Here is a 25,756-nt window from a genome sequence, read left to right as displayed (position 1 = left end):
GAGGTGCTAGGGGACGTCGACTCCCAGGACCCTCGCATCAGCCCAGGTGTCGACGTCGTGCGTTGTGCCCGGTGCTACCGGGACAGGTCTGGTTTCCACACTAGCAAGGAGGCTGCGCATCGACAGGTTGTCGGCGGTCCCGGAGGCGAGGATGACATCCACCGCGGCCGCCAGGTCAGCGGTGCGGTAGAGCGCCGCGAGCGGCTGGGCCCGGCCGCCGTCCACGGCCACGAGCGACGCGTCGCCGTCGTCGGCGGCCTCGGCGAGCAGCACGTCGACCAGTTCGGCGACGCGCGGCATGTCACAGGCGACGACGGCGCACCAGGGCGCACAGAGGCCCGTCCCGGCGCGGAGGCCGGCGACGAGAGCGGCTGCGGGGCCGGCGAAGGCCGGCTCCTCGCGCACGAACGACGGCGAGCCCGGCAGCGCGCGCCACCCGTCGGCCTCGGGGCCTACGACCACCAGCTGCCCGGCGTCGGCGAGGGCCGCGCACGTCCGCTCGAGCAGGGTCACGCCGTCGACGACCAGCCCGGCCTTCGGGACGCCGCCGAGCCGGGATGACCGCCCTCCGGCGAGGATCACGGCGTCGAACGACGGGCGGTCCGCCCTCATGCGGCGGTCTCCGCGAGGAACTCGCTCCACTGCGGAGCGGGCCTCTCCAGTTCGCGGATCTGCCACTGGGGGCCGCGGGGCGGACGCGGAACCACCCTCAGGGACCAGCCGAGGCTCGCGAGCGTCTTGTTGCCCTTGGCGTTGTTGCATCGGAGGCAGCAGGCCACGAGGTTCTCCCAGGTGTCGCCGCCGCCGCGCGACCTCGGCATCACGTGGTCGATGGTGGATGCCGCCTTTCCGCAGTAGGCGCACAGGTGGTTGTCACGGCGCAGCACGCCCCGCCGCGTCGCAGCGACGTCCTGGCGATAGGGGACCTTCACGTATCTGTTGAGCAGGATCACCGACGGCCTCCCGAAGACGTCGGCAGGACCGACCACCGGGTCGTCGTCCTCCGCCACGACGCTCGCCTTCCCGGTGAGCACAAGGACCAGCGCCCGGCGGAAGGTGACGACCGCCAGCGGTTCATAGCCTGCGTTCAGAACGAGAGTGCGCATTCGACGTGCCCCATTGCTGACCTGTTCCCCGCAACCGGTTGCCATCCCGGGGATCGGGAGAAGAGCTTCGGATTGACACTGCAAGGGTAAACCGCACCCGGCCGTCCGCGTAACGCCGGGCCGACGGGCTGCTCCTTCTGCCACCCGCGGCGGTCGACGCACAGGAGGACCGGCACAACGTGCCGGTCCTCCTGTGCGGGATCGTTCGGGGTCAGCCGCCCACGCGGATGTACACGCCGCCGGAGCCGAGCTCCGCCGGGGCGATGACCGTGGTGTTGCCGTTGAATCCGCCGTGGACGGCCTGGCCGCCGCCGATGTAGACCGCGATGTGGGCCGCGCCCATGCCGCCGTCCGCATAGTAGATCAGGTCGCCGGGGATGGCTTCGCCGGCACTCACGGTGCGGCCGAGGGACAGGTAGCCGGCCGGCCAGCCGTGGAAGTTGATCCCGGCTGCGGCGAGGGAGTTGCTCGCCAGGCGGGTGCAGTCCTGCACGACGCCGAGCTGGCCCCTGGCCGCGGCGGCGATCGTCGCCGCAACGCCGGAGGACGGTGCGGGAGCGGGCGTCGACGCCGGTACGGCGGTTGCCGTGCGGGTCTTCGCGACGGGCGCCGGCGCGATGGGCGCGGCGGGCGCCGCGATCGGAGCTGCCACCGCCGGAGCGGCGACGGCGGCGGGAGCGGCGGGAGCGGCGACGACCGGGGGTGCTGCGACGGCGGGCGCCGGGACCTCGACCGCGGGTGCTGCGACGGCGGGCGCCGGGACCTCGGCCACGGGTGCTGCGACGACGGGCGCTGCGGGAACCGGGGCTTCGACGACGGGTGCCTTCTCGACCGGAGCTGCCACGACGGGAGCCTTCTGCACCGGAGCCTTCGGGGCGACGACCGGCTTGGCCTTCACCCTGACCGGGGTCCTGGCGAAGGACACCTCGGTCGTGTTCGAGGCGACGACGGCGGTCCGCGCGGAGGGCAATGAGACGTTGGAGACCCTGACATCCCGCTGCGGCTTGACGTCAGCGGCGTTGGCAGCGACCCCACTGGTCAGGACCAGGCCCGATACGGCGACGATGACGGCGGCCTGCCGGCCGACGGATCCGGCGTTGGAGGCGACGGCGGCGGACAGACCGGACAGCGGACTGATGTTTCGGGGCGCGCGGTGGCGGCCCGGTGAAGAGCATGTGGACACGTTGGATTGCCTCTCCCAACGCCTGCGAGGTGAGCTGTCGGATTCGGATGGGAGTCACCCGGCCGCTGCGGAAACAGCGACTTAACCCCGAGGATCTCTTGTCAGAGACCCAGAATTGGTTCCCCCGCCTCTGCCATGCGATGGTGCGGACGGACCCCCGGCGATGGCAGAGCTAGGCGATTCGCAGGAGAGTGCCCGATTCGTAGCGAGTCCGGCACGAGTTGAAAGCTACAGCACGACGCGAGGTATGTCACATTCCGATCACGAAATGGTGTGTTTCTGGTGACGACCCGTGTGTTCCGGTCAGTCCTCGAGTGACACGAAGACGTGTGCGGCGACCTCGGGCGGCAGTTCGAGGGCCCCCTCGACGCCGGGGACGCGCACCGAGACGTAGCCCCCCACCGATTCGAGGCTGAGTCGTGCACCCGGGCGCAGTCCGCCCTCGTCGAGCTGGGTGAGGAGTTCGGGATCCACCTGGATGGGCTCTGCGAGGCGGGCGAGCGTGACCAGGCTGCCGGGGGTATAGGTGGCCATCGCGGACAGCAGCGTGACGACGCCGTCAGTGAACTGCTCCGCCTCCACGCCACCGATCGCAGCCAGGCCCGGAATCGGGTTACCGTACGGGGAGTCCGAGGGCTTGCCGAGGAGCTCGTACAGCCGGCGCTCCACCCGCTCGCTCATGACGTGCTCCCAGCGGCATGCCTCGTCGTGCACGTACGCCCAGTCGAGTCCGATCACGTCGCTCAGCAGTCGCTCAGCGAGACGATGCTTCCTCATGACGCCGGTGGCACGGCGTCGGCCGATCTCCGTAAGCTCCAGGTGCCGGTCTCCGGAGACGACCACGAGGCCGTCGCGTTCCATCCGGCCGATGGTCTGGGACACGGTGGGGCCGGAGTGGCGCAGCCGCTCGGCGATGCGCGCACGGAGCGCGACGATGTTCTCTTCCTCGAGCTCAAGGATGGTCCGCAGGTACATCTCGGTGGTGTCGATGAGGTCCGTCATGCGGTTCAGCTCCTTGGTGCGGTGCGGGTGCGCGGCTGGATGCCTCACGCCGGTGAGGGGTGCGGCCATCAGCCCGGCTCCGCCCCACGCCTCCCAAGGTTAACGCATGGCATCGTGGGCCCGGCAATTCCTGGATACGTCGGGACCGTCGGCCGGGGCATGCCTCCCGGACGGCGTTAACAAATGGAGGGCCGTCAGCCGCTGGGGCAGAATGAGGTCGATACCCCGCCGCCCCAGAGCTGGAGCCCCCATGAGCGAATCGCCCCGCATTCCCGCACACCTCCTCCCCTCGGACGGGCGCTTCGGTGCGGGTCCGTCGAAGGTCCGGAGCGGCCAGGTCGACGCCCTGGTCGCCGCCGGCGCCTCCCTTCTCGGGACCTCCCACCGGCAGGCCCCGGTCCGTGACCTCGTGGGCCGCGTCCGCGAGGGGCTCAGTAGCTTCTTCACCGCCCCCGACGGGTACGAGGTGGTTCTGGGCGTGGGCGGATCGACGGCGTTCTGGGATGTCGCGACCTTCGGGCTCGTCGAGCGGAAGGCCCAGCACCTCTCCTTCGGGGAGTTCGGCTCCAAGTTCGCGTCCGCCACGACCAAGGCACCGTTCCTCGACGCCTCCAGTGTTCTCACGAGCGAGCCGGGAACCCGACCGGACGCGACGGCGGAGGCGGGGGTCGACGTCTACGCCTGGCCGCAGAACGAGACCTCCACCGGCGTGGCAGCACCCGTCCAGCGGGTCGAGGGCGCCGACGACGGGGCGCTCGTCCTCGTCGATGCCACCTCGGCAGCGGGCGGGCTCGACGTCGACGTCTCCCAGGCGGACGTGTACTACTTCGCACCGCAGAAGAACTTCGCGTCCGACGGCGGACTGTGGCTCGGCCTGTTCTCCCCCGCAGCGCTCGAGCGTGCCGCACGCATCGCCGCGAGTGACCGGTGGGTCCCGGACTTCCTCAACCTGCAGACCGCCGTCGACAACTCGCGCCTCAACCAGACCTACAACACGCCGTCGCTGGCGACCCTCGTGACGCTGGACGCCCAGGTGCAGTGGCTCAACGCGCAGGGCGGCCTGCCCTTCGCCGCGGCGCGGACGGCGGACTCGGCGGGGCGGCTGTACCGCTGGGCGGATGCCTCCCCCGTGGCGAGCCCGTACGTGGCCCGGACCGAGGACCGCTCCAACGTGATCGTGACCGTGGACTTCGACGACTCCGTGGACGCCGCCCGCATCGCCGCCATCCTCCGCGCGAACGGGATCGTCGACGTCGAGCCGTACCGGAAGCTGGGGCGCAACCAGCTCCGGGTAGCCACGTTCGTGGCGATCGAGCCCGACGACGTCTCCGCCCTCATCGGGTGCATCGACCACGTGGTCGAGCACCTCCTGTAGGAGCACGCCGCAGCGGCCTGCGCGAACGGCGGGACCCAGCCCGGGCGCACCGGCCTATGGAGCGGGGTCGGGCGTGTCGGCCGCGTGGTCGATGCGCAGGCGCCGGGGCGCCGAGCGGTCGTAGCGCAGCCGCACGTCGTGATAGCGCCAGGCCCAGAAGATCCCCGCACCTGCGGCGACCAGACCCGAGGCCGCCGCGACCCCGAGGCTCCACCGCGGGCCGAACATGTCGGAGACCCAACCCACCACGGGCGCACCGAGCGGTGTCCCCCCGAGGAAGATCGCGAAGTACAGGGCCATCACGCGCCCGCGCATGGCCGGCTCCGTGGTGGTCTGCACGTAGGCGTTGGCGCTCGTCATGAGCGTGAGCGCGAACAATCCCACGGGCACGAGCGCCACTCCGAAGAGCACCAGCGTGGGGGCCAGCGCGGCCAGCGCGCACGAGATCCCGAACGCCGCAGCCGCTCCGAAGATGAACCGCAGGCGCGGCCTGTCGCGCCGTGCGGAGAGCAGGGCGCCCGCGACGGAGCCCACGGCCATCACCGAGGACAGCACCCCGAAGACCCCTGCGCCCTGACCGAACTCGGTGCGCGCCATGGCCGCGATGAACACGGCGAAGTTCAGTCCGAAGGTGCCGACGATGAAGATCGCGAGCAGAACCATCATCAGGTCCGGCCGGTGCCGCACGTAGCGGAATCCCGCCCTGATGCGCCCCTTGCCCGGCGCCGGCCGGGGTTGCGCGTTCAGCTCGGAGCTGCGCATCACGAGCAGCACGTAGACCATGGCGCCGAACGTCAGGGCGTTGATCATGAACACCCAGCCGGGCCCCACGCCCGCGGTGAGCAGCCCCGCGATGGCGGGGCCCACGAGGCGTGCCCCGTTGAAGGAGGCACTGTTGAGCGCCACGGCGTTGGGGAGGTACTCGTCGCGTACGAGGTCCGACACGAACACCTGCCGGGCCGGGGCATCGAAGGCGGAGACGACGCCCAGCGCCAGGGCGAAGGCGTAGACGTGCCACAGGACAGCCACGTCGAGGAGGACCATCAGCCCGAGACCGACACCCAGCAGCGCCATGGCCACCTGCGTGGTGGCGAGGAGCTTCCGCCGGTCGACCGTGTCCGCGATGAGGCCCGCCCACGGGGCGATGACGAGCTGGGGCCCCAGTTGCAGGGCCATGACGATCCCGAGCGCCGACGCGTTCTGCTCGGTGAGGATGTCGTAGACCAGCCAGTCCTGCGCGGTCCGCTGCATCCACGTGCCGATGTTCGAGATCAGGGCACCGACGAACCAGAGCCTGTAGTTGTGGATGCCGAGGGATCGGAAGGTGCTCATGCGCCTCCCCGTCCGGTCCGGCACCCCAGGGGTATCACTCGGCGTGGGGCCGGTCCGCGGCGGAGGTCTCCGACTCGTCCTTCCCGGCCACCGGTGGCTCGTCGGCGTCGGCCGTGCCCGCACCGGCACCCGCGTCCGCCCTTCCGGCCCCGTCGGCCGCGCCGGATCCCCCAGGGGCCGCGGCGTCTCCGGCAGCAGCCGACGGCGAAGCCCCCTCCTGGGGCGCTGCATCCTCCTGCTGCGAGTCCTCGGGCCGCACGCGCTCCGACCACGGCAGCCACTCGGGCGCCAGCAGGGAAGCCTCGGAGGGGAGCAGCCCCACCTCGCACACCGTCACGTCCTTGCTCCGCGCCACGCGGGCCACGCTCGCGTACCACTGCCAGCCGCCGTACCCGGGCACGAAGGCCTCGAACCGGTGGGTGACCAGGCGCTCCCCGTCGATCGTGGCCGACACGTGGCGGCCCACCTGCGCTTCCGGGGCGACCTCCAGCACGCCCTGGCGCGCCCGCTCCACGGCGGCTTCGAGGACGGAGTCGGTCTTGGGGATGCGTCGGGCCACGCGCGGCTTGCGGGCGGCCTCGACGACGCCGGGTGCACCGGTCCCGACGCCGTCGGGTGTCGCATCGGTTGCGGTCGAGGGTGCACCGTCGACGGCGTCCAGATTGCTCGGGGTCATGATCGAAGCCTACGCGTCGAGGTCGTCGGCAACCGCGCGGAGGACGGCCGCGACCTTCGTCGCGTGCGTCTTCTCCGGATAGCGCCCCTTGCGGAGACCGTTGGAGACGCCGTCGAGCAGCTTGATGAGGTCCTCCGTGATGACGGCCATGTCGTCGGCGCTCTTCCGGCTGGCCTTGGCCACGGAGGGGGCCTGCTCGAGGATGCGCGCGGAGAGGGCCTGCGGGCCGCGACGACCATCGGCGACGCCAAACTCCAGCTTCGCCCCCACCTTGACCTCGGTCACGCCCGCGGGCAGGGCCGAGGCGTGCAGGAACACTTCCTTGCCGTCGTCCGTGGCCAGGAATCCGAATCCCTTGTCCGCGTCGAACCACTTCACTTTGCCGATGGGCACGTCGTCTACCTCTTCTTGGCCGTACCGGGCGGTGTCAGCGGCGGCCCTGGCCCGGTCCACGCAGGCCGCCTGGCACCCGGGCGCGCTGTTGCCGCCGGGAAGTCTGTGTGTCCTAGGGTATAGCGTCACCGGCTCCCACCCGCCGTTCTTGTAGTCTGGGACGGCTATGACCCCTGACGAACCGGCCTCGAACCCAGCCTCCGACCACCCCGACATCACAGCAGGGCCGGAGGGCGCTGACGGACGGCTCTCAGGTGGGTGGTTCCTGGTCGTGGTCCTCGCGGTCGTCTTCGCCGGGGTCGGACTGGTGTCCCTGGGGGCCATCCTCGCGACGGCCTTCGTGCAGGGCACGGTGTGGCCCGGTTTCGTGCTCGTCAGCTACTTCTGCCTGCCGATCGCCTTCCTCCTCATGGTCTCGCTGCTCATCCGGTCCGCCCTCTTCCGCCGGAAGTCCTGAGACGACGCCCGGCGGACGCTGCACACCGGGCGGGCACGGGTCCCGGACCGGTGTCGGCGCCGCCGGGTAATCTTGGAGTGATGTCCGCGATCCGAGCACTGGCCGACCAGCTGGCCCTCCGGAGCGATGACGACGTACGCCGCCTCCTCACCGTCCGGCCCGACCTCATCCTTCCCCCGGTGCCGGACTTCGCCGCGCTCGCCGCCCGGGCATCCTCGCGTATGAGCCTGCAGCGGGCCCTGGACAACGTCACGCGGCCCCAGCTCCAGGTCCTCGAAGCCCTCGTGGTCCTCACCGAGGACGACGACGCCGCGGTGCCGCTGTCCCGCCTCGCCGCCGCATTGTCGCAGGAGAGCACCGACGCCGTCGAGACGATCCTCGCCGATCTCACCCGGCGCGCCCTCCTGGTCGGGTCCGCGGCGGAGGGCTTTCGTCCCGTCGGGGCGATGGCCGACGCCGTGGCGCCCTATCCGGCGGGTCTCGGCCGCTCCTTCCGGACCCTTGCCCGGTCCGTCCCGCGGTTCGGTCCGGCGCTCGTCCGCGCCGCCGCGGTCCTCGACCCCGGCTCCGGGAGCCAGGCGCAGACGTCGGCCGCCGCGGCGCGGGTGCTCGAGGCCGTCACCGCGGACCCGGACGCGTGGGACCGCGTCATGGCCGACGCCCCCGAGGAAGCCGCGACCCTGCTCGCGCGCCTCCGTGACACCCCGGTCGGATCGACCGCGACCGGGGGCGACGGCGGTGCCCAGCCCGCGGTGCAGTGGCTCCTGGACCGCTGCCTGCTGGCACCGCTGGACGCCCTCCACGTCGAACTCCCCCGCGGCGTCGGCAGGGCCGTCCGCGGCCACGCCGTCTTCGCCTCCCTCGACCTGGAGCCGCCGACCGCCGTGGCGCGCACCACGCGCGCACCAATGCGCGACAACGCGGCCTTCGGCGCGATCGCGGAGACCCTGCGCCGCATGGGGTCCCTGCTCGACGTCGTCGCCGGTTCCCCCGTCTCCACCCTCCGCTCCGGCGGGGTGGGCGTACGCGAGCTGCGGCGCATCCGCGAGGCCGTCCAGTGCGGCGACGGCGAGGCCGCCTGGCTGCTCGAACTCGCGGCCGCCGTCGGGCTCCTCGTCCTCGACCCGGACGACTCCCGATGGAAGACAACCCGACCTGGCACCTGGGAGGCCCTGGACCGGGACGCCCAGTGGCAGCTGCTCGTCGAGGGGTGGCTCGCCGTCGACCGTGCCCCGGCGCTCGTCGGATCGAAGCTGCCGGATGGCACCTCCGTCAACGCCCTCGCCGCGGAGGCTTCCCGGCCCGATGCGCCGATGGTGCGCCAGCGGTTCCTCGCCGTCGCCCTCGAACTGTCGGACACCCCCGGGGACACTGCCGGGGCCGCCGACACTCCGACGGGCACCGGCGCGGCCGCCGTCCCGCTCCTGACCGAGGAGGCCGTCGTCGGGCACGCCACCTGGCACCAGCCGCGCCTGCACCGGCGCTTCGCCCGGCTGATCCCGGGAATGATGACGGAGGCCGCCGCCCTCGGCCTGATGGGCGGCGGGGCATTCGCCGAGGCCGGCCGGCTCGTCGCCCAGGGACGCCTCGAGGATGCAACCCGCGGTGTGCGGGACTCCCTGCCCGATGCCGTCTCGCACGTGGTGCTGCAGGCCGACCTCACCGCCGTCGCGCCCGGCTACCTGCAGCCCGAGGTGGCGCGGGGCCTCCTGCGCCTGTCGACGCCCGAAGGCCAGGGACCGGCCACGACGTACCGCTTCTCCGCCGATTCCATCCGTGCAGCCCTCGACGCCGGGGAGGACGCATCCTCCATCCTCGCGTTCCTCCGCACGCACTCCGCGACGGGGATCCCGCAGGCCCTGACGTATCTCGTCGAGGACACGGCATCCCGGTACGGCAGCCTCCGCGTCGGTCGTGCCGGCAGCTACCTGCGCACGGAGGATGACGCCGTCGCCGCCACCGTCCTGGCGGACCCGCGCGCCGCGGTGCTCGGCATCGTGCAGATCGCGCCGACCGTGCTGGTCTCCCCCGCCTCCGCCCAGGAACTGACCGGCCTCCTGCGGGACCTCGGCTTCACGCCGGCCTCGGACGCCGCGACCGCCGTCGGGCCCGTCCCCGGCGGGACGGCCGGGACTCCCCCTCCCGCCAGGGTGGCACCGGACCAGCTCCGCTCCCGGCTCAACCCGTGGTCGGTCGCCGAGGAGGAGATCACGGCGCAACTGGCCGCCCTCCGCGCTCCCCGCCCGGGCTCCGCCGATCCGGGGGGTGCCGCCGACAGCGAGACGCTCCTCGGACTGGAGACGCTGCGGGCGGCCATCCGGTCGCGCAGCCCGATCCGGCTCGGCACCGCCGACAGCGAGGGGAATCACGTGCGCGAGGTCCTTGTTCCCATCTCGGTGTCGGGAGGACGCCTGCGCGTGTTCGATCCCGAGAAAAAGGTGGAGAAAACCGTGTCCTTACACCGCGTCATGGACGTGGAGATCCTCGAAGGGAGCGCCGCCGATGGCTGACGGGCCGCTGATCGTCCAGAGCGACAAGACCATCCTGCTCGAGGTGGACCATGAGCAGGCCACCGAGGCGCGCCATGCGATCGCCGCGTTCGCCGAGCTCGAGCGCGCACCCGAGCACGTGCACAGCTACCGGCTCACGCCCCTCGGGCTCTGGAACGCGCGCGCCGCCGGCCTCGACGCCGAGCGTGTCCTCGACACCCTCCTGAAGTACTCACGGTTCCCCGTGCCGCACGCCCTCCTGATCGACATCGAGGACACGATGTCCCGCTACGGGCGCCTCCGGCTCGAGAAGGACCCGCAGCACGGGCTCGTGCTGCGCACCACGGACTACCCCGTCCTCGAGGAGGTCCTGCACGCGAAGAAGATCCAGCCCCTCCTCGGGCCCAGGATCGACGGCGAGACCGTCGTCGTGCACTCCTCCCAGCGCGGACAGCTCAAGCAGCTCCTGCTCAAGCTGGGCTGGCCGGCGGAGGACTTCGCGGGTTACGTGGACGGGACGCCGCACCCGATCGTGCTCGAGGAGGACGGCTGGACCCTGCGCCCGTACCAGCGGCTCGCGGTCGAGAACTTCTGGTCGGGCGGCTCCGGCGTCGTCGTCCTGCCGTGCGGCGCGGGCAAGACCCTCGTCGGTGCCGCCGCGATGGCCACGAGCCAGACCACCACGCTGATCCTCGTCACCAACACGGTGTCCGCGCGGCAGTGGAAGGACGAGCTGATCAAGCGGACGTCCCTGACGGAGGCGGAGATCGGCGAGTACTCCGGCGCCGTGAAGGAGGTCCGCCCCGTGACGATCGCGACGTACCAGGTCCTCACGACCCGGCGCGGCGGCCTGTACCCGCACCTCGAACTGCTCGACGCCAACGACTGGGGCCTGGTCGTGTACGACGAGGTGCACCTCCTCCCGGCGCCCATCTTCAAGATGACGGCGGACCTCCAGGCACGCCGCCGGCTCGGCCTCACCGCGACGCTCGTCCGCGAGGACGGCCGCGAGGGCGAGGTCTTCTCGCTCATCGGACCCAAGCGCTACGACGCCCCCTGGAAGGACATCGAGGCGCAGGGATACATCGCCCCCGCAGACTGCGTGGAGGTGCGCGTCGACCTGCCGCGGGACGAGCGGGTCGCATACGCGATGGCCGACGACGGCGACAAGTACCGCCTGTGCGCGACGTCGGACACCAAGTCCGGGGTCGTGGAGAAACTCGTTGCGGTGCACCAGGGCGAGCAACTGCTCGTCATCGGCCAGTACATCGACCAGCTCGACGACCTCGCGGAACGCCTGGACGCCCCCGTCATCAAGGGCGAGACCCCCGTGAAGGAGCGGCAACGGCTCTTCGACGCCTTCCGGACCGGCGAGATCGCGGTGCTCGTCGTGTCGAAGGTCGCGAACTTCTCGATCGACCTCCCGGAGGCGTCCGTCGCGATCCAGGTCTCCGGTTCGTTCGGGTCCCGCCAGGAGGAGGCCCAGCGCCTCGGCCGGTTGCTCCGCCCGAAGGCCGACGGCCGGGCGGCGCGGTTCTACACCGTCGTGGCGCGGGACACCCTCGACCAGGATTTCGCGGCGAAGCGCCAGCGTTTCCTCGCGGAGCAGGGCTACGCGTACCGCATCCTCGACGCGGCGGGCATCGGGGACAAGGAGCCCAGGGACTGATAAGCAGTCTTTCAGGGACGGTCCAGCCTATTCCCAGCCAGCATGAGGATACTGGGGGAGTGAAGAAAACAGGCCCTGAAGCGAAACTCCTGGTCGTCGACGACGAACCGAACATCCGCGAACTCCTGTCGACGTCGCTGCGCTTCGCCGGCTTCGACGTCGTCGCCGCCGCCAACGGCCGGGACGCCCTCGCCGCCGCCGAGACGCACAATCCCGACCTCGCCGTCCTCGACGTCATGCTCCCCGACATGGATGGCTTCACCGTCACGCGGCGGCTCCGCGCCGCCGGCCGCCACTTCCCCGTCGTCTTCCTGACCGCGCGGGACGACACCGACGACAAGGTCACGGGCCTCACGGTCGGCGGCGACGACTACGTCACGAAGCCGTTCAGCCTCGACGAGGTGGTCGCGCGCATTCGTGCCGTCCTGCGCCGCACCCACCCGCTCGAGGACGACGACGCCGTGATCCGGGTCGCCGACCTGGAACTCGACGACGACGCACACGAGGTCCGGCGCAACGGAGAGACGATCGACCTCTCCCCCACCGAGTTCAAGCTCCTGCGGTACCTCATGATGAACCCGAACCGCGTCCTGTCCAAGGCCCAGATCCTGGACCACGTCTGGGAGTACGACTTCAACGGCGACGCGTCGATCGTCGAGTCCTACATCTCCTACCTGCGGCGCAAGATCGACCGGAACCCCGACGCCGTCGCGCTGATCCAGACCAAGCGCGGCGTGGGCTATCTCCTGCGCACCCCCGACAAGCGGTAGCACCGGCGACTTGATCAAGCGTTGGAACGCGGCGTCCCTCCGCTCGCAGCTCGTGGCGATCATCATGCTCCTGATGATCGTCACGGTGGGCATCACCGGCCTCGCCACTGTCTCCCTCCTGCGTAACGGGCTGGTGGACCGCGTCGACCAGGACCTGTGGAACAACGCCAGGACCGTCGCGAACGACATCTACTCGACCGAGCCCCAGGCGGACGGTGCCGTGCTGCGGTACTACGCCGCCCTGCTCGACAGCGACGGCGACGTGGTCGTGGCCAACCAGTCCGACGACGCCGTCGACGTGCCCGATCTCGGGGGCATGACGCAGGAACGCATCATCGCCCTCGACGGCGCCGGTTTCGACGTGCCCAGCACCGACGCCGACAGCCAGGAGTGGCGCGTGCGGGTCTTCCGGTTCGCCAATACGGACGGGTACCTGGCGATCGCCTCCCGGCTCAACACGGTGAACGAATCCCTGCAGGAGGCGAAGGAGATCATCTTCACCTCCGGCCTCGTCACGACGGCGCTTGCCTCACTCATCGCCTTCGTGACGGTGAAACGTCAGCTCGCCCCGCTCGCCCGCGTGGAACGGACGGCAGCAGCGATCGCGACCGGCGATCTGTCCCGCCGCGTCGCCGTCGAACGGCCTGCCTCCGAGATCGGACGGCTCTCCCGCTCCCTCAACGCGATGCTCGCGCACATCGAGCGGGCCTTCGCCGCCCGGACCGCGTCGGAGACCAAGATGCGGCGGTTCGTCGCCGACGCGTCCCACGAACTGCGGACGCCACTCGTCACCATCCGCGGCTACTCGGAGCTGTACCGGCACGGCGCCCTGCAGAAGGACGAGGACGTCGCCGCGGCGATGGGCAGGATCGAGAGCGAGGCGATCCGCATGGGCCAGCTGGTCGAGGACCTGCTGACGCTCGCACGGATCGACGAGCAGCGCCGCCCCGACGTGAAGCCCGTGGACCTCACGGTGCTCGGCCACGATGCCGCCTTCGACGCGCGGGCCACTGCGCCCGATCGCACCATCTCCGTCATCGGGCTCGACGGCGGCAGCCCCGGCCCCGCCCCCACCCGGGGCGATGAGGCCCGGCTCCGGCAGGTCGTCGCGAACCTGATGACCAACGCGCTGCGGTACACGCCCGCCGGATCGCCGATCGAGATCGCGGTGGGTGTCGCGCCCGTGCTGCACGGTCACAGCGACTCGGTCCTCGAGGTGCGCGACCACGGTCCCGGGATCTCCGAGGACGACGCCGCGAAGGTCTTCGAGCGCTTCTACCGGGCAGACACCTCCCGTCACCGCGAGACCGGCGGCACGGGTCTCGGCCTCGCGATCGTCGCTGCTCTCGTGGCACAGCACGACGGCACCGTGAGGCTCGAGGAGACGCGGGGCGGCGGCGCGACCCTGTCGATCCGCCTTCCGCACGTCCCCCTGGAGGGGGAGACCGCCGACGAGGACGCACCGGTGCGGGACGACACGGCGGACGAGGCGTCGGTCGTGCCCCGGAATCCCGACTCCGACCACCAGGACCCCCCGAACCCCATCACTCCTCCCCAGGCTCCGCCGACGAAGCCCGTTGTCCACAAACGGGGGGACGCCCGCTGATCGTCCGGCTCCGTGCCCTAGCGTCGACGACGTCAGGGAAGCGCGAACACGGGAGCACGACATGGCATTCTTCAACGTAGACACCGACAGCCTGGCCGCCAAGAGCGGCCAGGTCCAGGGCACCATCGGGAGGCTGCAGGCGGAGGTGAACTCGATGCAGGCCGGATTGCGTGAACTCGAGGGCCTCTGGACCGGGCAGGCGGCCACCAATTTCCAGCAGCTCATCCTGCAGTGGCGGGCCACGCAGCAGCAGGTCGAGGAATCGCTGACCGGCATCAATCAGGCGCTGACCGTCGCCACGCAGCAGTACGCCGACGCCGAGCAGAGCAACGCCCGGATGTTCATGAGCTGAGCCGGGCGGAACCGAACCGGGCGGACCTGAGCGGGCGGAACCGAGCCGGGCATAGCTGAGCCGGGCGGAACCGAGCCGGGCGGACCTGAGCGGGCGGAACCGAGCCGGGCATAGCTGAGCCGGGCGGAACCGAGCCGGGCATAGCTGAGTCGGGCATAGCTGAGTCGGGCATAGCTGAGTCGGGCGGAACCGAACCGAGCGGAACCGAACGGGCGATACCGAGCCCGGTGGCGCCGGACCGGCACGGCGGCATCGGTGGTACGCGCAGCAGGCGCCTTCGCCCGGTGTACTGCAGAGTGTCCAGGCATGCAGAGGGCGGCACTCCCGTGTCCGGGAATGCCGCCCTGTGTGCGTGCTCTGCGCGGGTTCCGCGCAGGCGGTGGGGACTAGAAGCCGCCCATACCGCCCATGCCGCCCATGTCGTCGCCGCCGCCGGCAGGTGCTGCCTTCTCCGGCTTGTCGGCCACGACGGCCTCGGTGGTGAGGAACAGGCCAGCGATCGACGCCGCGTTCTGCAGGGCCGAGCGGGTGACCTTCACGGGGTCGTTGACTCCGGCGGCGAGGAGGTCCTCGTACTCGCCGGTGGCCGCGTTCAGGCCGTGGCCGGCGGGCAGGCCGCGGACCTTGTCGACGACGACGCCGGGCTCGAGGCCCGCGTTGAAGGCGATCTGCTTGAGCGGTGCGTCGATGGCGACGCGGACGATGTTCGCGCCCGTCGCCTCGTCGCCCGTGAGCTTGAGGTTCGCGAACGCCTTGGCGCCGGCCTGGATGAGGGCCACGCCACCACCGGCGACGATGCCTTCCTCGACGGCCGCCTTCGCGTTGCGGACGGCGTCCTCGATGCGGTGCTTGCGCTCCTTGAGCTCGACCTCCGTTGCGGCGCCGGCCTTGATGACTGCAACGCCGCCGGCCAGCTTGGCCAGGCGCTCCTGCAGCTTCTCGCGGTCGTAGTCGGAGTCGGAGTTGTCGATCTCGGCACGGATCTGGGCCACGCGCCCGGCGATGGCGTCGGCGTCGCCGGCACCCTCGACGATGGTGGTCTCGTCCTTGGTGACGACGACCTTGCGGGCCGTGCCGAGCAGGTCGAGGGTGGCGGTCTCGAGCTTGAGGCCGACCTCCTCTGCGATGACCTGACCACCGGTGAGGATGGCGATGTCGGCGAGCTGCGCCTTGCGACGGTCACCGAAGCCCGGAGCCTTGACGGCGACGGACTTGAAGGTGCCGCGGATCTTGTTGACGACGAGGGTAGCGAGGGCTTCGCCCTCGATGTCCTCGGCGATGATGAGCAGCGGCTTGCCCGACTGCATGACCTTCTCGAGGACGGCGACGAGATCCTTCACGTTGCTGATCTTCGAGTTCACGATGAGGATGTAGGGATCCTCGAGGACCGTCTCCTGGCGCTCAGCGTCAGTGACGAAGTAGCCCGAGATGTAGCCCTTGTCGAAGCGCATGCCCTCGGTGAGTTCGAGCTCCAGCCCGAAGGTGTTGGACTCCTCGACGGTGATGACGCCTTCCTTGCCCACCTTGTCGAGGGCTTCGGCGATCAGGGCGCCGATCTCGTTGTCGCCGGCCGAGATGGAGGCCGTGGCAGCGATCTGCTCCTTGGTCTCGATCTCCTTGGCGGAAGCGAGCAGCTCCTCGGTGACGGCCTGCACGGCCTTCTCGATGCCGCGCTTGAGGCTCAGGGGGTCGGCACCGGCCGCGACGTTGCGCAGGCCTTCCTTGACCAGGGCCTGGGCGAGCACGGTAGCGGTGGTGGTTCCGTCGCCTGCGACGTCGTCCGTCTTCTTGGCGACCTCCTTGACGAGCTCCGCGCCGATCTTCTCGAACGGATCGTCGAGTTCGATCTCCTTGGCGATGGACACGCCGTCGTTCGTGATGGTGGGGGCACCCCATTTCTTCTCGAGCACGACATTGCGGCCACGGGGGCCGAGGGTCACCTTGACGGCGTCAGCGAGGATGTTGAGGCCCCGCTCGAGGCCGCGGCGGGCCTCTTCATCAAAAGAAATGATCTTGGCCATAACGGCTTAGGTCCTTTCGGGACGGTTGCATTTCAGCATGTGAATGCTTGCCTGCGTGTGGTGCCCGCGACGGCCGGGCGACGCCGGAACGATCTCTTTCACGCTCCTGCCCCGCCCCCACCACAGAGGTTTGCCTGCTTCACGCGCCACGCACAGTCTTAGCAGTCTGCGCGCGCGAGTGCTAACTCAATAATTAGCACTCCCACCCTATGAGTGCAACCCGCCCGGGCCGCCCGGTGGTGCTCGATTCACCCGCTGCGTCTGCGGACAGCCCCGGGACCGGACCCGCATCACGGGCGTCCGACGGGCACCTGTGCGGACGGCCACCCGAGCGGAGGGCGTCAGGGGACTTTGCCCCGTGGCCCGGGCGCATCATCAGGCGGTCGACTCATGATGCGTCTCACTGCGGGTCCAGCAGAAGGCACCGCAGAGGGTTCGCCCTGAGGGGCGGCGGGGCCACCAACCCTGTCGCCCCGGCCCTGCAGAACGCCGGACCGGGGCCGGAGGCGCTATCGCTACTGATACCCGGGGCCGAGGACCACGGAGATCGCGGGCGAGACATCGGTGCTCTCGACGAGATTCGTGATGTCGAGGTCCTCGGCCACGGCTTCCGCGTCGGCTCGCTGATCCTCGCCGTTGTAGAAGACGACGGAAGCGTCCACGGGGGCACCCGCCCAGTTCCCGGGGAGAGCCGACGTCCAACCGGCCGAGGCAAGCCGCCCTGCCGCCACCGTCGCCAGTCCCGGCGAGCCCGTGCCGTTGAGGACGTTGACGGTCTGGGCCCGGTCCGCCGTCCCCGCCGGATCGGCGGACGCTCCGGCGGTCGCCGTCCCGCTCGGCTCGCCCGTCGGACCGGCGGAGGCTGTACCCGAAGGCTCCGTCGTCGCCTCTCGGCCCTCCGTCGCGGAGACCGCGGGGCTTGACGACGGCGTCACTGCGTCGCTCCCTCCCGTGAGGCCGAGGCGGGGAAGGAGGAACAACGCACCCAGACCGATCAGGAGGGCCAGGACCACGACGGTGATCTTGAGTCCGAGGCCGCTCGACCGTGCCGGGACGAGCCGCTCGCGGTGGACCCCCTGGCGTGCGGACGATGCGGGGACGCGGTCGAATTCGTCCCGCGGGTGATCAGTCATGGGCGTGGGTGGTCCTTCGCTCGTCGGAGATGGCGGGACGTACTAGATGTCCGCGCCGAGCCGGCGGGCCGAGCGTGCCTTCTGCCGGGTGGACCGGAGGCGTCGCAGCCTCTTGACGAGCATCGGGTCGTGCGCGAGGGCCGCTTCGGTGTCGATGAGGGCGTTGAGCGCCTGGTAGTAGTGGGTGGCCGACATGCTGAAGAGATCGCGGATCGCCTGTTCCTTGGCGCCGGAGTACTTCCACCATTCGCGTTCGAGGGCGAGCATCCGCTGCTCGCGGTCGCCCAGGGCCAGCCGGTCGTCCGTCCCGGACGTCGCGTCGTCCGAATGCCGCTGTGGCTCGGCCATCTCCCCTGTCGCCTTCCTTCAGCGGGCACAACTGTCACTCCATGGTAGTAGGGAATGACACCACTGTCATTCGACCGGCACGGTCCGGCCGCCCGGGCGAGAATGGGGTCATGACTCCCGCCGACCCCACCCTGTTCGACCTTCCGGACCACCCTGCCGGTGGCGGCGCCGATACCACCGGCCCGGGGAACGACGGCCCGCAGGCGCCGGGGATGTCCGCCTTCCCCTTCGCTGCTCCCGCCCGTATCGGGGACCTCGTGTCCGCCGACTGGGCGGAAGCGCTCGAACCGGTGGAGCCGGTCCTCCACCGCCTCGCGGCGTCCCTCACGGAGGAGCTCGACGGCGGGCGTCGGGTCCTGCCGGACGCGGCATTGATCCTTCGCGCCTTCGTCACTCCGCTGGACAGCGTGCGGGTGGTCATCGTGGGGCAGGACCCGTACCCGACCGTCGGTCACGCCGTGGGGCTCAGCTTCGCCGTCGATCCGCGGACCCGGCCGATTCCCCGCAGCCTCGCGAACATCTACCGCGAGCTCGCCTCCGACACGGGCGCGCAACCGCCGGCGTCGGGCGATCTGTCCGGCTGGGCCGATCAGGGTGTCCTCCTGCTGAACCGCGTGCTGACCGTCCGCGCCGGCGAGGCGGCGTCGCATCGCGGGTGGGGGTGGGAGGACGTGACCGACGCCGCGATCCGTGCGCTCGTGGCGCGGGGCGGGCCGCTCGTGGCCATCCTGTGGGGCAAGGACGCGCTCCGCCTCAAGCCGCTGCTCGGCACCACGCCCACGGTCGAGTCGGTGCATCCCAGCCCGCTCTCGGCCTCCCGCGGGTTCTTCGGCTCCCGGCCCTTCACACGCACCAACGCCCTCCTGGCCCGGCAGGGCGCCGACCCGATCGACTGGACGCGTACCTAGTCGGGCCGCAGAGGGCATCGGGCGCACCCAGGCGTCGCCCGGTCGTCGCACCCGGGTGCCGCCGCGCCCGTCCAGAGGTGCCACCGCCGTCGTCGCACCCAGCTGCTCGCGCCCCGCGGCGGCGCGGCGCCCGACTACCGCCGCCTGTTCCGCTGCCGCTCGTCGGAGCTGAGCTTGCGCGTGAACGGTCGTGCCAGGTTGTCCCCGAGGACCACGCCCGCCGCGATCGCCAGCACCACCGTCAGGGCGTTGAAGAGGCCGAGCGCGCCGTCGGACATGATCTCGGACTCGGTGGTCAGCATGTACATCGAGCGGAAGATGGACAGGCCGGGGTAGAGGAACAGCACGGCGGGAACCGCGACCACGAGCTGCGGGGCGCCGAGCCGGAGGGCCACGACACGCGAGAGTCCACCGATCAGGATGGCCGCGAGAGCGGGCGCCAGCCGGTACCCGACGCCCGCCGCCACGGCGCTGATCATGAGGAGGTATCCGGCGACGGCGACGAGCGACGTGGGGATCACGAGCTTCACGTCGGTCTGCTCGGCAATGCAGATCATGGCCACGGCAACGAACGTCAACACCGCCACCACAGGCCACGGATACTGGCTGCCGGTCGCCTCGAAGACGTCGAGCGCGGGGATCCCGATCGCCGATCCGGCGACGAGGGCGACGGCGATGCCGGCCACGAGCGCCGCGAAGACGAGGATCGCCGAGAGGTACCGGCCCGCGGCCGTGACCGGGAATCCGTTGATGGCATCCTGGGTGGCCGAGACGAGCCGGCCGGTCGGCAGGAGCAGCAGGATGCCGCCCACCACCACCAGGGCGGGGGTGATAGGCACCTGGAGCCACCAGAACAGCATCGCGATAAGGGTGACCAGCGCGGCCGAGGTGGCCACGGAGAAGAACTCCGGGACGCGCCACTCCCCCAGCTTGCGGCTGACCAGGTCGACGAGGATGCAGCTGATGAAGCCGACGAGCGAGCCGAGCAGGGTCCCGCCGACGAAAGCCACGATGGCCGCGGAGAAGATGCCGAACGCGGCGGTCACCATCCAGCGCGGGAAGGGTTTGGGCCGGTGGGTGATCTCGTCGAGCCGCTGGGCGGCCTCGGTACGGGAGACCCCGCCGTCGGCGATGTCGGAGACGAGCCGGTGGATGGCCGTGAGCCCCGCGTAGTTGTTCGTCCACGAACGGACCACCCGCAGCACCGTCGTCGGCGTCTGGTCCTTCGCCGAGTAGTTGATGATCACCGACTGGTTGGTGATGTCCACCTCGATGTGGTCGAGGCCGAAAGCGGCCGTGACCGCGATGATGCTCGTCTCGACCTCGAGGGCGCCCGCACCGTACCGGAACATGGTCTCGGCGAGGTTCAGGGCGAAGTCGAGGGCCTTGCGTGCACCGGCGTCGGGCCCGCCGACCTGGATCGTCGGGTTCGCGTAGGGGCTGCCGGCCAGCCGCTCCACGATGCTCATCGCCTGGGTTGGCGGAGCCTCGCCCTGCACGAGGCGGCGGAGCACATTCCGGGCCGCCGCGTTGGACCGGCTCGACGACGGTACGCTCTGCGGCGTCGTGGGCAGCGCATCCGTGGGCCTCGTGACGGGCTGCCGCTGACGGGACGCCCGGGGGGGTCTGGGTTCCGACGGCGGACGCTTCGGTGGCGCCGCGGGCCTGCCCTTCCGGCCGGTCCCTCCCGTGCCGGCCGCCAGTTGCCGCTTCTCGTCGTCGGAGGGGTCGAAGGGCCGCCGGATCACCGGGAGCGCCTCCGCCATGGGCGACGGATCAGGGGGCCGGGGCCCATCCGCCGGGGTCGAACCGTCTTTCACAGCGGCCTTTCATGCGTCGATCACCGCGCCCTCCGCGGGCCCTTGCTCAGTAGAACGGCTGATGCGTGCGTCGCCAGTAGATCTGACGCGCCACACGCTCCCCGATCGTGTTCCACACACGGTATTTCCACCCGCTGACCACGAGGTCGTAGCACCCGGCGTAATCCGTCACCGTCTTGGTGAAGCTCGTCTTGAACAGTCCCAGGCCGTGGTGCGGATGGTCCTTGTCCTTCAGCCGGTCGCTCGGCGGAGTGCCGCAGAAGTCGTACTCGACGATCCCGAACTCGTCCTTGAGGTCCGTGATGGCCTGCCACTGCACGAGATGGGAGTCCCCGTACTGGGTCCTCCCCGGGCGGGACCCGCCGTCCTTGTAGGTGCCCTTCGTGCCGTAGTTGACCACGAACGCGCCGACCGAGGGCTGCCCGTCCTCGTACACGAAATAGAAGCGTCCCTGCCCGGCGTCGACGAAGTTCTGCCAGAAGCGGCTGTAGTACTCGAACGAGCGCATGCGCGCGGCCGATCGGTCCTCGATGTGGGCCATGAGCGAGTACATGGCCTGGAAGGTCTCCTGCGTGGGCTCCATGCGCCGGACCTCGACGCCCTCACGGATGGCCCTGCGGACCGCGTTGCGACCGCGCGAGTGGAGGTTCCGGAGGAGCTGGTTCGCGTCCGGGGTGGTGTCCAGGATGGCCGTGCTGTCGTTGGGCTGCAGGTTGAAGGTCTTGACGAGTCCCGCAGCCTGCAGCGTGTCCCGCACCTCCGGGCCGTCCACGAGGTCCGGTTCCACCTTGATCGCGAAGACGTTGTGCCCTTCCCTGCGGGCCAGGTCGGCGACGGCGCGTGCCGCGGCGGGCACATGGTCGGCGTCGGGGACCGCCGGGCCCTTGATGAGGTACCACAGCGCCCCGGTGACGGGGACCTTCTTCTCCAGGACGAGGGTGTGGGTGGTGTATCCCGGACCGTCGAGGACCACGAAGCGCGGCCGCCACCCGTGGTGGGATTTCACCTCTGCGAACGCGAGGGAGGAAAGCATGTTGCCCCCGCCGGGGTTCCCGGTCACGAGCGAATCCCAATCCCGCTGCTCCGTCCCGGTGGCGAAGCGAGCGCTGAAGTCGACCAAGATTCCTCATTCACGGGTGGGGGCTACCGAAGGACGCGCACAAGTCTAGCGGCTGCGCACTACCTCTTCGCGTCGCATGACGCACTGGTTGCCTCGGGAACCGTTTTTCCTGTACTCGCCCCGTCGGGGTGGCTAGCATCGGCGCTATGGACTTCAGATACCTCGGCAACAGCGGCTTCAAGATCTCGGAAATCACGTACGGCAACTGGCTCACCCACGGATCGCAGGTGGAGAACGACGTCGCCACCCAGTGCGTGCGTGCGGCGCTCGACGTCGGCATCACCACCTTCGACACCGCGGACGTGTACGCGAACACCGCGGCGGAGACCGTCCTCGGTGAAGCGCTCAGGGGCGAGCGGCGCCAGTCGCTCGAGATCTTCACGAAGGTCTGGGGCCCCACCGGACCCAAGGGGCACAACGACGTCGGGCTGTCCCGCAAGCACATCATGGAGTCGATCGACGGGTCCCTGCAGCGCCTGCAGACGGACTACGTCGACCTCTATCAGGCGCACCGATACGACTACGAGACGCCGCTCGAGGAGACGATGCAGGCGTTCGCTGACATCGTGCGCCAGGGCAAGGCCCTGTACATCGGGGTCAGCGAGTGGACGGCCCAGCAGATCCGCGACGGCCACGCCCTCGCGAAGGACCTGGGCTTCCAGTTCATCTCCAACCAGCCCCAGTACTCGATGCTGTGGCGCGTCATCGAGGGCGACGTCGTCCCCACGTCCGAGGAACTCGGGCTGTCGCAGATCGTCTGGTCGCCCGTCGCCCAGGGCGTGTTGACCGGGAAGTACACGCCGGGTGCCCAGCCCGAGCAGGGCACCCGGGCCTCGGACGACAAGGGCGGCGCGGACATGATCAAGCGCTGGATGAGCGACGAGGTGCTCACAGGTGTGCAGAAGCTCGCGCCGATCGCCGACGGTGTGGGTCTCACGATGGCGCAGCTGGCGATCGCGTGGGTGCTGCAGAACAAGAACGTCGCCTCCGCGATCATCGGCGCCTCCCGGCCCGAGCAGGTGAAGTCGAACGCCGTCGCCGCGGGCGTGACGCTCGAGGACGACGTCCTGGCGGCGATCGACGACGCGATCGGTGACCTCGCCGAGACGGACGTGGCGAAGACCGTCTCCCCCGAGACGCGGCCCGTCTGATGGCGGCGGCGACCGGCCCCCTGACCATCGCGGTCACGGGTTCCAACGGGAAGCTGGGACGCAGTGTCGTCCGCGGCCTGCGCGAGGCCGGGCACTCCGTCCTCGAACTCGACCAGCACGGCGAGCGCACCCCTACCTTCCTTCGCATCGACCTGCGGGACTACGGCCAGGTCCTCGATGCGCTCCTCGGTGTCGACGACCGGCACTCCGGCCTCGACGCCGTCGTGCACCTCGGGGCCATCCCGGCTCCCGGTCTCCAGGCGGACGCCGCGACTTTCCACAACAACATGACCGCCACCTACAACGTCTTCCAGGCCTGCAGGCGGGCCGGCATCAAGCGGGTCGTGTACGCCTCCAGTGAGACCGTGCTGGGGCTGCCGTTCGACACCCCGCCCCCGTACATCCCGGTCGACGAGGAGTACCCGGCCCGGCCCGAGAGCACCTACTCCCTCGTCAAGCACCTCGAGGAGCAGCTGGCGATCGAGCTGACGCGCTGGGATCCGCAGCTGAGCATCACGGCGCTGCGCTTCTCGAACGTCATGGACCCGGAGGACTATGCCGAGTTCCCGTCCTTCGACGCGGATGCCACTGCCAGGAAGTGGAACCTGTGGGGCTACATCGACGGCCGGGACGGCGCCCAGGCCGTGGCGAAGGCCCTCGAGAACGCGGCGCCGGGCTTCGACCGCTTCATCATTGCGGCCGCCGACACCGTCATGAGCCGTGCCAGCGCGGAGCTGGCGGCCGAGGTGTTCCCAGGGGTGGAACTGACGCGCGAGGTGGGCGAGCACGAGACGCTCCTCTCGATCGACAGGGCCCGGCGGACGTTGGGGTACGAGCCCAGGCACAGCTGGCGCGACCACGTCTAGGTCGACCCACCCCAGCAGGTGCTCGACGGTCCGGGCCACAGTGCGAACTGTCGCCCGGACCCGATCATCAGTAGGCTGATGATTTTGATGCGCAGCACCGACGAAAGGCAGAGACGATGACCGAAAACCTTCCCGACGAGGAACTGACCATTCTGGACGAAGAGCCCGAGGTGCCGAACGATGCGCTCGCACCGGAAGCGTTCGATCCGGTCCTCGAGGGCCGGCCGGACAGCTACGAGGGTGCCGCGGAGGTCGACCCCGACCACTGGCAGGAGGACCCCCTGCTGCAGGACGAACCCGGGGTGACCGGCGCCGTCGCCGATGAGAACGGCGCCGCCATCGTCGGCGAGGAAGGCATCCTCAGCGACCAGACCCTCCGCACCGAGACCGCCGAGGCCCGGTACGAGCACGGCGACGAGCAGTACCCACCGGAGGAGCCGATGCTCGGCGAGGCCGCCGCCGACGTCGATTTCGGCATGATGGAGGACGACGAGGTCGACGCCAGCGACGATCCCGCGAACCGCGGAGGTTCCCCGCTGAGCGCGATCGACGAGCAGGACAGCGAGTAGCGCCCACCGCGCGATGCACGACGAAGCCCCGGGTACACCCCGGGGCTTCGTCGTCCCCGCATCCGGAGCCCGTGACGCAGCACACATCCGGAATACGCCCCGGTGGGCCCCGGTTGCCGCCAGTAGACATCGACCGGAAAGTAGGACCTCGTGAAACTGTTCTCCCCCCTCACGCTCGGCACGCTCGAACTCCCGAACCGCGTGGTGATGGCGCCGCTCACCCGGGTCCGCTCGGGGGACGCGGGCATCCCGGGCGACCTCGTCGTCGAGCACTACCGGCAGCGCGCCTCCCTCGGCCTGATCGTCAGCGAGGGAACCTACCCCAGCCACGCCGGCCAGGGCTTCCCGGGCCAGCCGGGCCTGGTCGAGGACGAGCAGCTCGCGGGCTGGAAGCGGGTCACGGACGCCGTCCACGCGGACGGCGGGCGGATCGTCGCGCAGGTCATGCACGCGGGCCGGGTGACCCATCCCGACACGAACGGCGGGCACGAGGTGGTGGCCCCCAGCGCCGTCGCCATCGACGGCGTCACGCGCACCCGCACGGGCAAGCAGCCGTACCCGGTGCCGCACGCCCTCACCACCGAGGAGCTTCCGGGCATCATCGACGAGTTCGTCACCGCCTCGCGGAAGGCCATCGACGTCGCAGGATTCGACGGCGTCGAACTGCACGGGGCCAACGGCTACCTGCTGCACGAGTTCCTCTCCCCCGAGTCGAACCTGCGCGAGGACTCCTACGGCGGATCACCCGAGAAGCGTGCACAGTTCCTGATCGAGCTCGTCACGGCCGTCGTGGCAGAGGTCGGCGCGGAGAAGGTCGGCCTGCGGATCTCGCCGGCGCACAACATCCAGGACGCGCTCGAGACGGAGGCAGCCGACGTCCACGCGACCTACGGCACGCTGGTCGACGCCCTCCGCCCGCTGAAGCTCGCCTACCTCAGCGTCCTCCACGCCGATCCCACGGGGGAACTGGTCCAGGATCTGCGGACGCGCTTCGGCGGTCCCGTCCTGATCAACAGCGGGTTCGGCGTGATCACGAACCGTGACGAGGCCATCGCCATCCTCGAGGACGGGGTGGGCGACGCCGTCGTCGTCGGCCGTCCCGCCATCGCGAACCCCGACCTCGCCCGCCGGTGGCAGGAGAACCTGCCGGAGAACGAGCCGAACCCGGCCACGTTCTACTCGACCGGCGCCGAGGGATACACGGACTACCCGTTCTACGACGGCACGGCGCAAGCCGGCTAGGACACCCGCGGGCGCCGGCCGGCACCCGCACCAGCACACCGGAGGGGGGGGGGGGGGGGGGGGGGAGGGGGGGGGGGGGGGGGGGGGGGGGGGGGGGGGGGGGGGGGGGGGGGGGGGGGGGGGGGGGGGGGGGGGGGGGGGGGGGGGGGGGGGGGGGGGGGGGGGGGG

General features: G+C 70.6%; 24 protein-coding genes and 1 riboswitch. Of the genes, 12 read left to right on the top strand and 12 right to left on the bottom strand.

Annotated elements, in window-relative coordinates; genetic code table 11:
- Positions 1-6 precede the first annotated feature (6 nt).
- From mobA to ACX80F_RS11375, 4 genes are all read right to left on the bottom strand, one after another.
- Positions 7-612 (bottom strand): molybdenum cofactor guanylyltransferase, encoded by a 606-nt coding sequence (gene mobA, locus ACX80F_RS11390; protein WP_459336508.1) that lies wholly within the window; start codon positions 610-612, stop codon positions 7-9.
- The gene (locus tag ACX80F_RS11385) at positions 609-1,106 is read right to left on the bottom strand and encodes an HNH endonuclease (protein ID WP_459336507.1); all 498 of its coding nucleotides are present in this window, start codon (positions 1,104-1,106) and stop codon (positions 609-611) included. The genes mobA and ACX80F_RS11385 overlap by 4 nt, the downstream gene beginning before the upstream one ends.
- 211 nt (positions 1,107-1,317) lie before the next feature.
- Positions 1,318-2,289, bottom strand: coding sequence for an NlpC/P60 family protein (locus ACX80F_RS11380; protein ID WP_459336506.1), 972 nt, complete (start codon positions 2,287-2,289; stop codon positions 1,318-1,320).
- A gap of 5 nt (positions 2,290-2,294) precedes the next feature.
- Positions 2,295-2,462: riboswitch (cyclic di-AMP (ydaO/yuaA leader) on the bottom strand.
- Between the two features lie 130 nt (positions 2,463-2,592).
- Positions 2,593-3,291, bottom strand: a complete 699-nt coding sequence (locus ACX80F_RS11375; RefSeq protein ID WP_459336655.1) for a metal-dependent transcriptional regulator — start codon at positions 3,289-3,291, stop codon at positions 2,593-2,595.
- Between the two features lie 250 nt (positions 3,292-3,541).
- Between ACX80F_RS11375 and serC the strand changes: the two genes are divergently transcribed.
- Entirely contained in the window at positions 3,542-4,666 is a 1,125-nt protein-coding gene (gene serC, locus ACX80F_RS11370) for a phosphoserine transaminase (RefSeq protein ID WP_459336505.1), read from the top strand.
- 54 nt (positions 4,667-4,720) lie between these two features.
- Here serC and ACX80F_RS11365 read toward each other — a convergent pair whose 3' ends face one another.
- From ACX80F_RS11365 to ACX80F_RS11355, 3 genes are read right to left on the bottom strand one after another with little or no spacing between them, the layout of a single operon-like run.
- Positions 4,721-5,998, bottom strand: coding sequence for an MFS transporter (locus tag ACX80F_RS11365; protein WP_459336504.1), 1,278 nt, complete (start codon positions 5,996-5,998; stop codon positions 4,721-4,723).
- Positions 5,999-6,032: 34 nt separating this feature from the next.
- Positions 6,033-6,674 (bottom strand): DUF3027 domain-containing protein, encoded by a 642-nt coding sequence (locus ACX80F_RS11360; protein ID WP_459336503.1) that lies wholly within the window; start codon positions 6,672-6,674, stop codon positions 6,033-6,035.
- A 9-nt stretch (positions 6,675-6,683) separates the two neighbouring features.
- Entirely contained in the window at positions 6,684-7,067 is a 384-nt protein-coding gene (locus tag ACX80F_RS11355) for a cold-shock protein (RefSeq protein WP_459336502.1), read from the bottom strand.
- Positions 7,068-7,233: 166 nt separating this feature from the next.
- Between ACX80F_RS11355 and ACX80F_RS11350 the strand changes: the two genes are divergently transcribed.
- The 6 genes from ACX80F_RS11350 to ACX80F_RS11325 all read left to right on the top strand — a co-directional run bounded on the left by ACX80F_RS11350 (position 7,234) and on the right by ACX80F_RS11325 (position 14,410).
- The gene (locus tag ACX80F_RS11350) at positions 7,234-7,524 is read left to right on the top strand and encodes a hypothetical protein (RefSeq protein WP_459336501.1); all 291 of its coding nucleotides are present in this window, start codon (positions 7,234-7,236) and stop codon (positions 7,522-7,524) included.
- An 80-nt stretch (positions 7,525-7,604) separates the two neighbouring features.
- Complete coding sequence (locus ACX80F_RS11345) at positions 7,605-10,034, top strand: helicase-associated domain-containing protein (RefSeq protein WP_459336500.1); 2,430 nt, start codon at positions 7,605-7,607, stop codon at positions 10,032-10,034.
- Positions 10,027-11,682: a DNA repair helicase XPB gene (locus tag ACX80F_RS11340; RefSeq protein ID WP_459336499.1), complete on the top strand. Its 1,656-nt coding sequence runs from the start codon at positions 10,027-10,029 to the stop codon at positions 11,680-11,682. Before ACX80F_RS11345 ends, ACX80F_RS11340 begins: the two co-directional genes overlap by 8 nt.
- A gap of 59 nt (positions 11,683-11,741) precedes the next feature.
- Entirely contained in the window at positions 11,742-12,452 is a 711-nt protein-coding gene (locus ACX80F_RS11335; protein ID WP_459336498.1) for a response regulator transcription factor, read from the top strand.
- Between the two features lie 10 nt (positions 12,453-12,462).
- A complete protein-coding gene (locus ACX80F_RS11330; protein ID WP_459336497.1) occupies positions 12,463-14,058 on the top strand; it encodes a sensor histidine kinase in 1,596 nt (531 codons plus the stop codon).
- Positions 14,059-14,119: 61 nt separating this feature from the next.
- Positions 14,120-14,410, top strand: a complete 291-nt coding sequence (locus tag ACX80F_RS11325) for a WXG100 family type VII secretion target (protein ID WP_459336496.1) — start codon at positions 14,120-14,122, stop codon at positions 14,408-14,410.
- A 386-nt stretch (positions 14,411-14,796) separates the two neighbouring features.
- On the opposite strand, the gene groL is transcribed toward ACX80F_RS11325, so the two are convergent.
- From groL to ACX80F_RS11310, 3 genes are all read right to left on the bottom strand, one after another.
- Positions 14,797-16,431 (bottom strand): chaperonin GroEL, encoded by a 1,635-nt coding sequence (groL, locus tag ACX80F_RS11320; protein WP_459336495.1) that lies wholly within the window; start codon positions 16,429-16,431, stop codon positions 14,797-14,799.
- A gap of 515 nt (positions 16,432-16,946) precedes the next feature.
- On the bottom strand, positions 16,947-17,564 hold the full coding sequence (locus ACX80F_RS11315; RefSeq protein ID WP_459336494.1) for a LytR C-terminal domain-containing protein: 618 nt from the start codon (positions 17,562-17,564) through the stop codon (positions 16,947-16,949).
- A 42-nt stretch (positions 17,565-17,606) separates the two neighbouring features.
- Entirely contained in the window at positions 17,607-17,912 is a 306-nt protein-coding gene (locus ACX80F_RS11310) for a DUF3263 domain-containing protein (protein ID WP_199278340.1), read from the bottom strand.
- A gap of 212 nt (positions 17,913-18,124) precedes the next feature.
- Here ACX80F_RS11310 and ACX80F_RS11305 point away from each other — a divergent pair, with 212 nt between their 5' ends.
- A complete protein-coding gene (locus ACX80F_RS11305) occupies positions 18,125-18,820 on the top strand; it encodes a uracil-DNA glycosylase (protein ID WP_459336654.1) in 696 nt (231 codons plus the stop codon).
- 134 nt (positions 18,821-18,954) lie between these two features.
- Here the strand turns inward: ACX80F_RS11305 and ACX80F_RS11300 are convergent, their stop codons facing one another.
- A complete protein-coding gene (locus tag ACX80F_RS11300) occupies positions 18,955-20,586 on the bottom strand; it encodes a threonine/serine exporter family protein (protein WP_459336493.1) in 1,632 nt (543 codons plus the stop codon).
- 100 nt (positions 20,587-20,686) lie between these two features.
- Positions 20,687-21,760, bottom strand: coding sequence for a lipid II:glycine glycyltransferase FemX (locus ACX80F_RS11295; RefSeq protein WP_459336492.1), 1,074 nt, complete (start codon positions 21,758-21,760; stop codon positions 20,687-20,689).
- Between the two features lie 146 nt (positions 21,761-21,906).
- Here ACX80F_RS11295 and ACX80F_RS11290 point away from each other — a divergent pair, with 146 nt between their 5' ends.
- The 4 genes from ACX80F_RS11290 (at position 21,907) to ACX80F_RS11275 (ending at position 25,588) form a co-directional block, all read left to right on the top strand.
- Positions 21,907-22,911, top strand: coding sequence for an aldo/keto reductase family protein (locus tag ACX80F_RS11290; protein ID WP_459336491.1), 1,005 nt, complete (start codon positions 21,907-21,909; stop codon positions 22,909-22,911).
- 20 nt (positions 22,912-22,931) lie between these two features.
- Complete coding sequence (locus ACX80F_RS11285) at positions 22,932-23,777, top strand: NAD-dependent epimerase/dehydratase family protein (RefSeq protein ID WP_459336653.1); 846 nt, start codon at positions 22,932-22,934, stop codon at positions 23,775-23,777.
- Positions 23,778-23,893: 116 nt separating this feature from the next.
- The gene (locus ACX80F_RS11280; RefSeq protein WP_459336490.1) at positions 23,894-24,346 is read left to right on the top strand and encodes a hypothetical protein; all 453 of its coding nucleotides are present in this window, start codon (positions 23,894-23,896) and stop codon (positions 24,344-24,346) included.
- Positions 24,347-24,496: 150 nt separating this feature from the next.
- The gene (locus tag ACX80F_RS11275; protein ID WP_459336489.1) at positions 24,497-25,588 is read left to right on the top strand and encodes an alkene reductase; all 1,092 of its coding nucleotides are present in this window, start codon (positions 24,497-24,499) and stop codon (positions 25,586-25,588) included.
- Positions 25,589-25,756: the final 168 nt, after the last annotated feature.

The organism is Arthrobacter sp. TMS2-4 (genome assembly GCF_054511075.1).
The sequence above is the reverse complement of the archived record's forward strand: the minus strand, read 5'-3'. Positions and strand labels throughout refer to the sequence as shown.